At 75.1% G+C, this 13,080-nt stretch carries 12 protein-coding genes, 1 tRNA gene, 1 other RNA gene and 1 pseudogene; 9 read left to right on the top strand and 6 right to left on the bottom strand.

The window, feature by feature from the left end; genetic code table 11:
* Positions 1–1,175, bottom strand: a 1,175-nt coding sequence (locus FHL79_RS23570) for a serine/threonine-protein kinase (RefSeq protein ID WP_218938586.1), incomplete at its 3' end; no start/stop codon positions are given.
* 55 nt (positions 1,176–1,230) lie between these two features.
* Positions 1,231–1,578 (bottom strand): hypothetical protein, encoded by a 348-nt coding sequence (locus FHL79_RS23575; protein ID WP_138760994.1) that lies wholly within the window; start codon positions 1,576–1,578, stop codon positions 1,231–1,233.
* Between the two features lie 139 nt (positions 1,579–1,717).
* Between FHL79_RS23575 and FHL79_RS23580 the strand changes: the two genes are divergently transcribed.
* Positions 1,718–1,802: transfer RNA gene (locus FHL79_RS23580), tRNA-Ser, on the top strand.
* Between the two features lie 18 nt (positions 1,803–1,820).
* Here FHL79_RS23580 and FHL79_RS23585 read toward each other — a convergent pair.
* A pseudogene (locus FHL79_RS23585) lies at positions 1,821–2,684 on the bottom strand (DMT family transporter); the annotation flags it as partial.
* Between the two features lie 183 nt (positions 2,685–2,867).
* Here FHL79_RS23585 and ffs point away from each other — a divergent pair.
* From ffs to FHL79_RS23600, 3 genes are all read left to right on the top strand, one after another.
* An RNA gene (gene ffs / locus FHL79_RS23590) (signal recognition particle sRNA small type) lies at positions 2,868–2,963 on the top strand.
* 72 nt (positions 2,964–3,035) lie between these two features.
* A complete protein-coding gene (locus tag FHL79_RS23595; protein WP_138760995.1) occupies positions 3,036–3,704 on the top strand; it encodes a YceI family protein in 669 nt (222 codons plus the stop codon).
* 77 nt (positions 3,705–3,781) lie between these two features.
* Complete coding sequence (locus tag FHL79_RS23600) at positions 3,782–6,058, top strand: DNA polymerase III subunit gamma and tau (RefSeq protein WP_138760996.1); 2,277 nt, start codon at positions 3,782–3,784, stop codon at positions 6,056–6,058.
* A 101-nt stretch (positions 6,059–6,159) separates the two neighbouring features.
* Here the strand turns inward: FHL79_RS23600 and FHL79_RS23605 are convergent, their stop codons facing one another.
* The gene (locus tag FHL79_RS23605; RefSeq protein WP_138760997.1) at positions 6,160–7,665 is read right to left on the bottom strand and encodes a DHA2 family efflux MFS transporter permease subunit; all 1,506 of its coding nucleotides are present in this window, start codon (positions 7,663–7,665) and stop codon (positions 6,160–6,162) included.
* 92 nt (positions 7,666–7,757) lie between these two features.
* On the opposite strand from FHL79_RS23605, the gene FHL79_RS23610 reads away from it, so the two are divergent.
* The 3 genes from FHL79_RS23610 to recR all read left to right on the top strand — a co-directional run bounded on the left by FHL79_RS23610 (position 7,758) and on the right by recR (position 9,504).
* A complete protein-coding gene (locus FHL79_RS23610) occupies positions 7,758–8,450 on the top strand; it encodes a TetR/AcrR family transcriptional regulator (RefSeq protein WP_138760998.1) in 693 nt (230 codons plus the stop codon).
* Positions 8,451–8,525: 75 nt separating this feature from the next.
* Entirely contained in the window at positions 8,526–8,861 is a 336-nt protein-coding gene (locus tag FHL79_RS23615; protein WP_138760999.1) for a YbaB/EbfC family nucleoid-associated protein, read from the top strand.
* 43 nt (positions 8,862–8,904) lie between these two features.
* Positions 8,905–9,504 (top strand): recombination mediator RecR, encoded by a 600-nt coding sequence (gene recR, locus FHL79_RS23620; RefSeq protein ID WP_138761000.1) that lies wholly within the window; start codon positions 8,905–8,907, stop codon positions 9,502–9,504.
* A 42-nt stretch (positions 9,505–9,546) separates the two neighbouring features.
* On the opposite strand, the gene FHL79_RS23625 is transcribed toward recR, so the two are convergent.
* Positions 9,547–9,915, bottom strand: coding sequence for a Rieske (2Fe-2S) protein (locus tag FHL79_RS23625; RefSeq protein WP_138761001.1), 369 nt, complete (start codon positions 9,913–9,915; stop codon positions 9,547–9,549).
* 135 nt (positions 9,916–10,050) lie between these two features.
* Here FHL79_RS23625 and FHL79_RS23630 point away from each other — a divergent pair, with 135 nt between their 5' ends.
* On the top strand, positions 10,051–10,809 hold the full coding sequence (locus FHL79_RS23630) for a VOC family protein (protein WP_138761002.1): 759 nt from the start codon (positions 10,051–10,053) through the stop codon (positions 10,807–10,809).
* 124 nt (positions 10,810–10,933) lie between these two features.
* Here the strand turns inward: FHL79_RS23630 and FHL79_RS26290 are convergent, their stop codons facing one another.
* The gene (locus tag FHL79_RS26290; RefSeq protein WP_281283896.1) at positions 10,934–11,059 is read right to left on the bottom strand and encodes a hypothetical protein; all 126 of its coding nucleotides are present in this window, start codon (positions 11,057–11,059) and stop codon (positions 10,934–10,936) included.
* A 42-nt stretch (positions 11,060–11,101) separates the two neighbouring features.
* Here FHL79_RS26290 and FHL79_RS26295 point away from each other — a divergent pair.
* Positions 11,102–13,080, top strand: a 1,979-nt coding sequence (locus tag FHL79_RS26295) for a TPM domain-containing protein (RefSeq protein ID WP_138761003.1), incomplete at its 3' end; no start/stop codon positions are given.

The following is a 13,080-nucleotide window of genomic DNA, read 5'->3' on the forward strand; positions in this document are numbered from 1 at the left end:
GGCGAGGACGGCGTGGGAGCGGGCTCGGAGGCGGGCGCGCTGCTGGCGGCCGGGTCGGCGGACGGCGTCGTGTCGTCGTCCTGGCCGAGCTGCCAGATGAGCACGAAGCCGACCAGCAGCACAGCGACCAGCAGTGCGGCGAGGGCGACCAGCCGGCCCCGGCGGCGTGGGCGCGGCGTCGGGGCGGCGGCGGGCGGGGACGCGGCCGGCTGTACGGCGGTCGCGGCGGGGGTGACGGCCGGCGCGGCCGGGCCCCCGGCGGCGGGGACGGCGGGCAGCACCCGGTCGCCCACCGGGTGGACGTCGGTGAGCGTGGGCGACAGCGGTGTCCGGGCGGTGAGCACCGCGGTGACGTCCCGGTCCCGGCCGGCGGCCAGCGTGGCCAGCTGGTCGCGGACCTCGGTCATCGACGGGCGCTGGCTCGGGTCGGAGTCGAGCATCCGCATCAGCGGCCTGGTCAGTGCGCCGGCGTTGCGCGGCCGGCTGAAGTCTCCGCCGGCGACCCGGTAGAGCATCTCCAGCGGGTTCTCGGTCATCCCGAACGGCGGGGTGCCCTCCAGGCAGGCGAACAGCGTGGCGCCCAGGGAGTAGACGTCGCTGGCCTCGTCGGGCTCCTGGCCTCGGGCGACCTCCGGGGCGAGGTAGGCCGGCGTGCCCTTGACCACGCCGGTCTGGGTCAGCGAGACGTCGCCGCGGGCGCGGGAGATGCCGAAGTCGGTGATCTTCACCAGGCCCTCGCTGCGCCCGCCCTCGCCGATCAGGATGTTGCCCGGCTTGACGTCGCGGTGCACGACGCCGGCCGCGTGCGTGGCGATCAGCGCGTCGGCCACCTGGGCACCGATCTGGGCCACCTGCTGGACCGGCAGGATGCCCCGGTCGGCGAGCACCTGGGCGAGGCTGCGCGAGGGCAGGTACTCCATGACCAGCCACGGCGTGCCGCCGTCGTCGACCATGTCGTAGACCGAGACGGCGTGCGGGTGGGTGATCCGCGCGGCGATCCGGCCCTCGCGCATCGCCGCGTCGCGGTGGCCCGCGGTGGCCTCCGGGTCGCTGCCGACGGGGATCAGCACCTGCTTGACCGCGACGTTGCGGCCCAGCAGCTCGTCGCGGGCGAGCCAGACCGCGCCCATCGCCCCGCCACCGAGCCGGGAGCTCAGCAGATACCGCCCGGCCACCCGGGAACCCGCCGCCGTCACCCCTGTCCCGATCGCCCGCCCGCCCGGCCGGAGCTCAGGCGGAGACCGGGGCGCCGTAACGGCGCGCGTACTCCGTCTGGGCCCCCTCGGGCAGTGCGTCGTACAGGTCGGCCAACTCGTCGATCGAGCTCTGCGGCAGCTCGTCGAACAGCTGGGACCAGCTCGGTGGGTCGTCGTGGCTGCGGGTGAGCAGCAGCTCCCAGGCCCGGGTCTGCCGGTCGCGCTGGACCCGGTCGGCGACCATGCCGGAGAGGTACTGGTCCTTGGCGGCGTCCTTCTCGGCGCGCGTCGCGTCGGCCGGGAGGTTGCTGGGGTCGGTCTCCTGCAGCGCCGTCACGATGGCGGCGACCACCTCGGGGCGCACCTGCTCGGTACTGCTCATGTCCGGTCCTCCCGCTCCTCTGCCCCCGGCTCTCGTCGCCGGGTCCGACAACTCAACCACTCTCGCAGGGTGCGGGCCGCTCGGCAGGGAGGGGACCGGCTGACCACCCGGGAGGTGCCCGGTAGAGTGACGTCGCACTGGAGGATTCGCCTAGTGGCCTATGGCGCTCGCTTGGAAAGCGGGTTGGGTGCAAGCCCTCGGGAGTTCGAATCTCCCATCCTCCGCACGTAGAGCGCCGTCACGGCGCCGAGCATCAACGCCCCGCCCGCGAGGGCGGTCGGGGCGAGCCGTTCGCCGAGCAGTGCGGCGGCCAGCGCGGTCGCGGTCAGCGGCTCCAGCAGGGTCACGATCGAGGCGACCGCGGCGGGCACGACGCGGACCCCGCTGAAGAAGAACCCGTAGGCCAGCGCCGTCGGCACCGTGCCGAGGTAGACCAGGAGCGCGAGCGACAGCGGGTCGCCGGTCAGGTCCAGCCCCGCGGTCAGCGCCACCGGCGTCAGCAGGACGGCGCCCGCCGTGAAGCCGGCCGTCGTCGTCGGCACGCCGTCGGGCACCCGGGCCGAGAGCAGCACCACGCCGGCGTAGGCGACCGCGCAGCCGACGGCCGACAGCGCGCCGAGCAGCACGGCGTCCCCGCCGTCGCCGCCGGCCGAGACGCCGACCAGCAGCACCAGCCCGGTCAGTGCCACGACGAGTGCCACCCCGGTCGGCCGGTCCGGCCGGCCGTGCCCCAGGACGGCGGAGCCGACGGCCACCAGCAGCGGGGCGAGGCCGAGCGAGACGAGCGTGGCGATGCTGACCCCGGCGGTGGCGACGGCGGCGAAGTAGGCGCTCTGGTAGGCCGCGAGCCCGGCGCCGACGGCGACCAGCCGCCACCGCAGGCCGCCGGACAGCGGCGTCCCGGTGCCCGGGCGGCGGACCAGGTGGACGACGCCCAGGACGGCGGCGCCGACGGCCATCCGGTGCCAGGCGACGTCCAGCGGGTCCAGGCCGGTGCGGTCGGCGACGACGTCCCCGGTGATCCCGGAGGTGCCCCAGCAGAGCGCGGCGAGAACGACGAGGCCGAAGCCGCGGGCAGGGCTGAGCGAGGTGGCGGGGGAGGGCATGACGCTCCTGGGTCGGTCCGGTCGGAGGACGCGGTCCGGAGCGGGGGCGGTCAGCCGCGCGGCGCTCCGGTCAGGAGTGCGGCGGGGGCAGGACGAGGGTGAGCCCGGTCATGCGAGCGAGGGTAGCGGGGCGCTGCGGCGACGGCACCGGACTTCTCGGCAGCGGCGTCCTCTACAGTGGTACCCGACCCCTCGTGCGGCGTCACCCTGTGAACCTCCCCAGGGCCGGAAGGCAGCAAGGATAAGCGGGCTCTGACGGGTGTGCGGGGGGTCCCTTTTCGTTTCCTGCCTCACAGGCTGCTCCCAGGTTCACCCGCTTTGATGCATGAACCTTCAAACAGGGGAGCCGTCATGCCCAGTCGTCGCGCCTGGTGGATCACCGGTGGAGCGGTCGCCGTCGTCGGCGCAGCCGCGATCGGGGGACCACTGGTCTACGCCGCGCTGGAGGAGGACGCCCCGCCGGCGCCCACCGTCCAGGTCCAGCCCTCGGACGCCGCGCTGGTCAACGACACCGACGGCACCTGGACCGTGGCCGCCGGCTCGTCGGCCGGCTACCGGGTGCACGAGGTGCTCAACGGCGCCGACGTGACCGTCGCCGGGACGACCGACCAGGTCACCGGCACCGTGGTCATCACCGGCGGGGACCTCGCCGACGCCGACGTGACCGTCGACGTGGCCTCGGTCGCCACCGACAGCGGGCAGCGGGACTCCTACTTCCGCGGCAACGTGATGGACGTCGACGAGTTCCCGACCGCGACGTTCGCGGTCACCCAGCCGGCCGACCTGCCCGAGCTGACCGGCACGCCGGTGACCGTGCCGGTGACCGGGGAGCTGACCCTCAAGGGCGTCACCCGGCAGGTGCAGACGGAGATCTCCGTCGTCCGCACCGGTGCCGGGGTCGACGTCTCCGGGTCGGTCCCGGTGGCCTTCGGCGACCACGGGATCGACGCGCCGAACCTGGGGTTCGTCCGGGTCGACGACCAGGGCGCCGTGGAGTTCTTCCTGCACCTGACCCTGTAGTTCTCGGCCTCGTCCAGAGGCTCGCCCCGAGCTTGCGATGGACGAGGAGGACGAGGCCCTCTGTCTAAGCTCGGGTCGTGGCTCTGGCGCTCTATCGCAAGTACCGCCCGGCGACCTTCGCCGAGGTGGTCGGCCAGGAGCACGTCACCGCGCCCCTGATGAACGCCGTCGACAGCGGGCGGATCAACCACGCCTACCTGTTCAGCGGCCCGCGCGGCTGCGGCAAGACGTCCTCGGCGCGGATCCTGGCCCGTTCGCTGAACTGCGAGCAGGGCCCGACGTCGACGCCGTGCGGGGTGTGCGGCTCGTGCGTCTCGCTGGCCCCCGACGGCCCGGGCTCCATCGACGTCATGGAGATCGACGCGGCCAGCCACGGTGGTGTCGACGACGCCCGGGACCTGCGCGAGAAGGCGTTCTTCGCGCCGGTGCACAGCCGCTACAAGGTCTACATCGTCGACGAGGCGCACATGGTCACCACGCAGGGCTTCAACGCCCTGCTCAAGGTGGTCGAGGAGCCGCCGGAGTTCCTGGTGTTCGTCTTCGCGACGACCGAGCCGGAGAAGGTCCTCCCGACCATCCGGTCGCGGACCCACCACTACCCGTTCCGGCTGGTGCCGCCGAGCACGCTGCGGGGGTTGCTGGAGAAGACCTGCGCCGCCGAGGGAGTCCAGGTCGAGCCGACGGTCTTCCCGCTGGTGGTGCGGGCCGGCGGCGGCTCGGTGCGCGACTCGCTGTCCATCCTCGACCAGCTGCTGGCCGGCGCGGGACCGGAGGGCGTCACCTACCGCACGGCGGTCGGGCTGCTCGGCGTCACCGACGAGGCGCTGCTGGACGAGGCCGTCGACGCGCTCGCGGCCGCCGACGCGCCCGGGGTCTTCCAGACCGTCGACCGGGTCGTGGAGGCCGGGCACGACCCGCGCCGGTTCGCCACCGACCTGCTCGACCGGCTGCGCGACCTGATCGTGCTCAACGCCGTGCCCGAGGCCGGCGGCAACGGGCTGCTGGACTGCCCGCCCGACCGGCTGGACCTGATGTCCCGGCAGGCACAGGCGCTCGGTGCGGCGACGCTGTCCCGGCTCGCCGACACCGTGCACGAGGGCCTGACCGAGATGCGCGGGACGACCGCGCCGCGGCTGCTGCTGGAGCTGGTCTGCGCCCGGATGCTGCTGCCCGGCGTCGACGACTCGGCCGCGGCGACCCTCCAGCGGCTGGAGCGGCTCGAGCGGCGGATGTCGATCGCCGGCGAGCACGCCGGCCGCCCGGAGCCCGTGGTCGCCGCCGCGCCCGCGCGCCCTGCGCCGGCAGCCCCGGCCCACGTGCCGGCAGCTCCCGCTCCCGCGCCGGTGGAGCGGCCCGCGCCGGAGCCGAAGCGTGAGCCGGCTCCCGCCGCCGCGGCCGCAGCTGCTCCGGCCGCTGCTCGCCCGGCCTACGTGCGACCGTCGCAGGCCCGTGCGGCCGCCACGGCGGGTCCGGCGGCCGCGCCCGCGCCGGCCGCCGCGGCGCCGGAGGGCGACGACGGCTGGCCGGTCACCGCACGGCCGGGCGCGATGGCGTCCGCTCCTGCGCCGGCACCCGCGGGGGCAGGCGCGTCGTCCGGTGGGGACGGTCCGCCGACGGTGCGCCCGCGGCCGCCGATGGCGGCGGGGGAGCCCGACGTGCCGCTGCCGCCGGAGCCGACCGACGACGAGGACTGGCCGCAGCCGACCCGCGCGGCCGCGCCCCAGGCAGCCCCACCGCGGGAGGCACCGGCCCGGGCGCCGCAGCCCGAGCCGGTCCCGGCTGCCACGCCCGCCCCGGCGCCCCGGGCCGCGGCGGAGTCGGCTCCCGCGCCGCGCGGGGGCGAGCCGACGCCGCTGGTCTCGGCGACCCCCGAGGAGCCGGCCGGCGGAGACGGCGAGCTGACCACCGTCGACGTCCGGCGGATCTGGCCGGAGCTGCTCGCGGTGGTGAAGCGGCACAAGCGCACGACCGAGGCGCTGCTCAAGAGCGCGCAGGTGCACGACCTGACCAACGGCACGCTCACCCTGGTGGCCACCTCGCCGGCGCTGGCCAAGATGCTCGGCGACGACCTGAACAAGGACATCGTCCGGCAGGCGCTGCAGGAGCTGCTCGGCGTCCGGTGGAAGGTGCAGGCGGTCGTCGACACCCCGGGACAGCCGGCGGCCGGTCCGGCCCCGACCCCCGAGGCGGCGCGAGCTGCGGTGCAGGCCGCGGAGAGCGCCGAGGCCGACGAGCTGATGGCCGAGCGGGCCGCCGACGTCCCGGCCGACGGCACCGACGCCGCGCCGCTGGACCCCGAGGCCGCGGCGCTGCAGCTGCTGCGCACCCAGCTGGGCGCCCGCCCCATCGAGTGAGGACCCCCTCGCCCCCACGACACGCTCCGCGCGCCGCGGGACCCTGCGAGGGGGCCGGGCGCCGCGAGCGTGCGAGTGGTGGTGGGCGAGGGGGCCCTGATTCAGTGCGCGATGACCGGTGCGGCGTTCGGGTCCTGCTCGACGGCGCCGTGCCGGAACAACAGGCCGCAGAGCACGGCCCCCGCGGCGAGGATGCCGGCCGACCAGGCGAACACCGTGGTGTAGCTGCTCACCGAGGCCTCCAGCAGCGCAGCCGGGTTGCTCGGGTCCACGCCCACCAGGGCGTCGGTGGCAGCCGCAGCGGCCAGCGCGCTGAGCACCGCCGTGGCGATCGAGCCACCGATCTGCTGGAAGGTGTTCACGGCGGCCGACGCCACACCGGCGTCGGTGCTGTCCACACCAAGGGTCGCGGCGCCGAATGCCGGGGCGACCGCGAAGCCGAGGCCCAGGCCGACGACGACCAGACCGGGGAAGACGTGCGTCCAGTAGCCGCTGTCGACGCCGAGGCCGACGAAGACCAGCAGGCCGGCGGCGCCGACCAGGAACCCGACCGCGACCGGGATCCGGTACCCGACCCGGTTGACCACGTTGGGGGCGATCTGGGCGGAGATCATCAAGGAGATGATCATCGGCAGGAAGGCCAGCCCGGTCGTCAGGGGGGCGAAGCCGAGCACCGACGACATGAAGTAGGTCAGGAACAGGAACACGCCGAACATGCCGGCCCCCATGACGGCCACCGCGAGGTACGCCGCGCCGCGAGTGCGGTCGAGGACGACGCGCATCGGCAGCAGCGGATGGGCGACGCGGTTCTCGACGAGCACGAACGCGACGAGGAGGACGATGCCGGCGGCGATGAAGCCCAGCGTGGTGGCCGAGGTCCAGCCGTCGGTCTCGGCCGTGCCCAGGCCGTAGACCAGGGAGACCAGGCCGGCGACGCTCAGCACGGTACCGGGGACGTCGAGCCGCGGGGCACCCTGCTCGCGGGTCTCGGCGCGGGGGAGGAAGAGCGCGGCACCGATGACGGCGATCACGACGATCGGCACGTTGACGTAGAGGCACCAGCGCCAGGAGAGGTACTCGGTCAGCGCGCCGCCGAGGATGAGGCCGATGGCGCCGCCACCGCCGGAGATCGCGCCGAAGATGGCGAAGGCACGCCCGCGCTCACGACCGTCGGTGAAGGTGACGGTGAGCAGCGAGAGGGCTGCCGGGGCGAGCATGGCACCGAAGACGCCCTGCGCCGCGCGGGCGGTGACGAGCAGACCGAAGCCCTCGGCGGCCCCACCGACGGCCGAGGCGACGGCGAAGCCGACCAGCCCGATGAGGAACAGCTTCCGGCGGCCGAACAGGTCGCCCAGCCGCCCGCCGACCAGCAGCAGCGAGCCGAAGGCCAGGGCGTAGGCGGTGACGATCCACTGCCGGTCGTCGTTGCCGAAACCGAGGTCGGCCTGGGCCGTCGGCAGGGCGATGTTGACGATGGTCGCGTCGAGGACGACGACCAGCTGAGCCAGGGCGACGACGGCCAGGACGAGCCAGCGGCGTGAGTGGCTGAGGGTGGCGGACGCCGAGGGGGCCGCGGTGGCCCGGTCGGCGTCGGTGGCGCTGGTCATACGTCCTCCGGGAGAAGTGGAGCTGTCTTTCCGTTTCGAGGACGCTAGCAAGAGAAACGGAGAAGTTGTTCCGGTTCGGTTAACATCGCGGCATGTCCTCGGTCACCCCACCGCTCGACGCGGTCGTCGACGAGGGGCGCCCGCTCCGCCGGGACGCCGAGCGCAACCGCCGGCTGATCCTCGCGGCCGCCCGGCAGGTGTTCGCCCAGCGCGGCCTGCACGCCGGGTTCGACGAGATCGCCCGGGTCGCCGGGGTGGGCGTCGGCACGGTGTACCGGCGCTTCCCCGACCGGGGTGACCTGGTGGACGCGCTGTTCGAGGAGGAGATCGACGCCGTGGTGGCCCGGGTCGAGGCGGCCGCCGCCGACCCGGACCCGTGGGCCGGGCTGTGCGACTTCGTCACCTGGGGGGTCGAGGCGCAGGCGGCCGACCGCGGTCTGTCCCAGGTGCTGACCGCCGGCGGCTACGGACACGACCGGATCGCCCGGGGGCGGGCCCGGATCGAGCCGGCGGTCGCGGTGCTGGTGAGCCGCGCCCAGTCCGCCGGTCTGCTCCGGGCGGACGTGTCCTCGCTCGACATCGCCATCGCCACCGCCACGCTCAGCCAGATCGGCGGCCCGGACCGCGCCGACCTGCGGCAGCGGTACGTCACGCTGCTGCTCGACGGGCTCGCCGTCTCCCGGGACACGCCCTCGCCGCTGCCCGGCGTGCCGCCCGTCGACGCGGACCTCGCCTGCCTCGTCGAACCGGCCCGGCGGGGCGGGTCGGGGCCGGCCGAGGGCTGACCGGACCGGACCGGACGGGGGTGCGGTGCGGGGAGTCGTCCACGAGTGTCGGCAGGAGCACCTACGCTCGGGGTCATGGGACCCGGTGGCCAGCCCGACATGAGCCAGTTGCTGCAGCAGGCGCAGAAGATGCAGCAGGCGCTCGCCGATGCGCAGGAGACGTTGGCCACCAGCGAGGTGACCGGCTCGGCCGGCGGTGGCCTGGTGACGGCCACCATGACCGGCAACGGTGACGTCGTCGCCCTCACCATCTCCCCGACCGCCGTCGACCCCGACGACGTCGAGACCCTGCAGGACCTGGTCGTCGCCGCGCTGCGGGACGCCCAGCGGGCCGTGAACGAGCTCGCCACCGCCACGATGGGCCCCGTCACGGGCGGCCTCGGCGGCGGGCTGGGCCTGCCCGGCTTCTGACCCACCCGGGACGGCGCACCGCCGTCCCACTCGAAGGAGAACCGTGTACGAGGGCGCTGTCCAGGACCTCATCGACGAGCTCGGGCGGCTGCCCGGCGTCGGTCCCAAGAGCGCGCAGCGCATCGCCTTCCACCTGCTGGCCGCGGAGTCGGCCGACGTGAGCCGGCTGGTCGCGGCCCTGCAGCGGGTGCAGGCCGAGGTCCGCTTCTGCGTGACCTGCTACAACGTCGCCGAGGGCGAGCAGTGCCGGATCTGCCGCGACCCCCGACGGGTGCTGGACGTCATCTGCGTGGTCGAGGAGCCCAAGGACGTCGTGGCGATCGAGCGCACCCGCGAGTTCAAGGGCCGCTACCACGTGCTCGGCGGCGCGATCAGCCCGATCGAGGGAATCGGCCCCGACGACCTGCGGGTCAAGGAGCTGATGACCCGGCTGATGGACGGCCAGGTCACCGAGCTGATCATCGCCACCGACCCGAACCTGGAGGGCGAGGCGACGGCGGCCTACCTGGCCCGGCTGGTCGGCCCGCTCGGGCTGGCCGTCTCCCGGCTGGCCAGCGGCCTGCCGGTCGGCGGTGACCTGGAGTACGCCGACGAGGTCACCCTGGGCCGCGCGTTCGAGGGTCGCCGCCGCATCGACGCCTGAGTGGAGTCCCAGGGCGCGGAGAACGCGCCCCTGGGACTCCACTCACCCCTCCACGACGATGTCGTCGCCGCGGCGGACGGCGCGGCGGACGCGGAGCCGCACCAGCTGCCCGAGCACCTTCACCAGGCCGGAGTAGCCGGGCGTCGGGCCGTGGTAGCCGAGGAACCCGCGGGGACCGGACACCATCTCGCCGGTGTGCAGGTCGTAGCGGGCCTGGTGCCAGGGGCAGACCAGGCAGCCCTCGGCGTCCACGCTGCCCTGGGACAGGTCGGCCAGCTGGTGCCGGCACCGGCGGGAGACGGCGGCGAGCCGGCCCCGGTCGTTGACCACCGCCCACTGCCCGGCGGGGCGCACGGCGCCCGGCGGCAGGTCGGCGGCGGGGACGCGATCGGGCTCGGGTGCGGTGTCCATGGCGGGCTCCGGCTCCTGGTCTCGGTGGGTGCCGACCTCCCTACCCGACGCAGCGGCGTGCAGACCTCGCGCGCCGGGGCGGCAGATCTGTCGGTACCCGGTGGGACGGTCGACCTCCCGACTCGAGGAGGAGTCATGCCGACTCGCGACACCCCTTGGCCGACCGGCACGCCGTGCTGGGTCGACCTCGGCACCCCGGACACGGACGCGGCGCAGTCGTTCTACGCGTCGTTCCTCGGCTGGACGTACTCCGGCGGCGGCCCGGAGGACGGCGGCTACGCGATGTGCCTGGCCGGCGGCCGCAAGGCGGCCGGGATGGGCCCGCAGATGAGCCCCGACGACCCGCCCCGGTGGACGACGTACTTCGCCACCGACGACGCCGACGCCACCGCCGCCCGGATCACCGGCGCCGGCGGCACGGTCGTCGCCCCGCCGATGGACGTCGGCCCGGCCGGGCGGATGGCCATCGCCACCGACCCGCAGGGCAACCCCTTCGGCATCTGGCAGGCCGGCGAGACCACCGGGGTCGAGGTGTTCAACGAACCCGGCTCGCTGGTCTGGAACGAGGCCGCCGTCGACGACCCGGCAGCGGCACGGAGGTTCTACGGCGCGGTGTTCGGCTTCAGCTGGCAGGAGCTCCCCGACGCCGAGGGCTACACCACCTTCGCCACCGGCGACCGGCCGCTGGGCGGGCTGAGCGGGATCGCGCCCGGGCTGCCCTCGGGCTGGTCGACCTGCTTCTCGGTGGCGTCGACCGACGAGGCGGTCCGGGCCGTCGAGTCCGGCGGCGGCAAGGTGCTGATGGCCGCCCAGGACACCGAGTTCGGCCGGTTCGCCGTCGTCGCCGACCCGTGGGGCGCGTCGTTCTCGGTGATGGCGGAGCTCGAGGGCTGACCAGGACCTGACATCTGGCACCTGTCCCGGGGGCGCGCCCCCGGGACAGGCTGGCTGCACGCCCCGCGGCGGCACCTCCGCGGCCCGGGCGCCGGCACCGGGCCGCACATCGGCTGGGCGGGCCCTACATCGCGCTGGTCACCGGGCTGCTGATCGCCGAGACCGGCAACTCGGTGTTCTGGCTGCTCCCGGCGCTGGTCGGCCAGCTGCCGAGCGCCGCGGCGGGACGCCGGCTGCACGTGGTGGACACACCACTCACCCCCGCCCCAGCCTGATCAGCGACGATGGGGGCATGTCCCGCCTCCCTCGACTGGTCGCCGCCCTCTCCGTGCTGGCCGCGCCGCTGCTGGTCACCGGCACCGCGGCCGCCTCGCCACCGGTCTCGGTGACCACCCAGGTCACCGATGAGGCCGACGTGCTCAGCAGCGGCGAGGAGTCGCAGGTGCAGTCGGCCCTGGAGGACCTCCAGGCCGAGGACGGCACGCAGCTCTACGTCGTCTACGTGGACTCCTTCGACGGGGTCGCTCCGGGCACGTGGGCCAGCCAGTCCTTCGACACGTCCGGGCTCGGCAACAACGACGTCCTCTTCGCCGTCGCCACCGAGGACCAGCGCGACGCCTACTACGTGGGCCCCAACACGGACGTCACCGAGGCCGAGCTGTCCGACCTCGTCAGCAACGAGGTCGAGCCCGACCTCGGGCAGGGCGACTGGGCCACCGCTGCGGTGACGCTGGCCGAGGGCCTCCAGTCCGGCGACGCCGGCTCCGGCGGTGGTGGCAGTGGGGGCGACGGCGGAGGTGGGGGAGCGCTGGCCGTGCTGCTCGGGATCGCGGTGGTCGGCGGCGGTGGGTACGCGGCGGTGCGCAGCCGGCGCCGCAAGAAGCAGGCGGCTGCCTCCGCCCGGGCAGCGGAGGAGCGCGCGGCCGCCGAGGCCGCGGCCCGCGACCCGCACCACGGCACCAGCACCGAGCAGCTGACCTTCCGGGCCAGCGAGGAGCTGCTGGCGCTGGACGAGGCGGTCAAGACCTCCGAGTTGGACCTCGCCTACGCCCGGTCCCAGTACGGCGAGCAGCCGGTCGCCGGCTTCCAGGAGGCGCTGGAGGAGTCCAAGACCGAGCTGTCCCGGGCGTTCACCATCCGACAGGAGCTCGACGACGACGTCCCCGAGGACGAGCCGACCCAGCGCCGCATGCTCACCGAGCTGCTGCAGCTGACCGCCGCCGCGGACGCCCGACTGTCCGGGCAGGCGGAGGCGTACGCGCGGTTGCGCCACCTCCAGGAGTCCGCGCCGGACTCCCTGGCCGCACTGACCCCGGCGATCGAGGCGGCCCGGGTCCAGGTGCCCGCGGCGGAGCGGACGCTCCAGGACCTGGAGCAGCGGTTCGCCGCGACGGCCTGGGCGGCCGTCGCCCAGAACGCGGCCGAGGCACGCACCCGGATCGACCTGGCGGAGCAGGCCGTCGCCCACGGTCGGTCGGAGCTCGACGCGGGCAGGCCGGCCGGTGCGGTCCCGGCGATCCGCGCCGCCGAGGACGCGTTGGCGCAGACCCGCACGCTCCTCGACGGCGTGGGCCGGCTCGCCGCCGAGCTCGCCGCGACCGGAGCCCGGTTCGACGACGTGCGCGCGGAGACGGAGCGGGACATCGCCGAGGCCCGCGCCATGCTGTCCCGCGGCGTCGACACCCCGGGGCTGCGTGACCAGCTGGCCCGGGCCGAGAGTGCGCTGGCAGGTTCGCTCACGGAGATGCAGCCACGCGCCGGCACGCTGCCCGACCCGCTGGCCGCCGTGCGCCGGCTGGACGAGGCGGACCTGGCGCTGGAGGCGGCCCTGGAGCCGGCGCGCGACGCCCGCCAGCAGCAGGAGCGAGCCGCTGCCCACCTGCAGCAGGCGATCCGGGCCGCGGACTCCTCGGTGACCGTGGCCGGCGACTTCATCGCCACCCGCCGGGGCGCCGTCGGCAGCTCCGCGCGCACCCGGTTGGCCGAGGCCGAGCGCCACCTCGACGACGCCTCGAGGTTGGGCGGCTCGGACCCGGTCGCCGCCCTGCGTGCGGCGCAGCGGGCCGACGGCCTCGCCCAGCAGGCGTTGACCGAGGCCCAGCAGGACGTCGACGACTACATGTCCGGCGGCTACGGCGGTCGCCCTGGCTACGGCGGTGGCTACCGGCGGGGCTACGGCGGCGGTGGCTTCGCCGGTGGTGTGGCCGGTGGTGTGGCCGGCGGGGTCCTCGGCAGCATCCTGATGGGTGGGCTCGGCGGCGGTTACGGCGG

The organism is Modestobacter altitudinis (genome assembly GCF_005930475.1).
In the GTDB taxonomy this organism is placed as follows: domain Bacteria; phylum Actinomycetota; class Actinomycetes; order Mycobacteriales; family Geodermatophilaceae; genus Modestobacter; species Modestobacter altitudinis.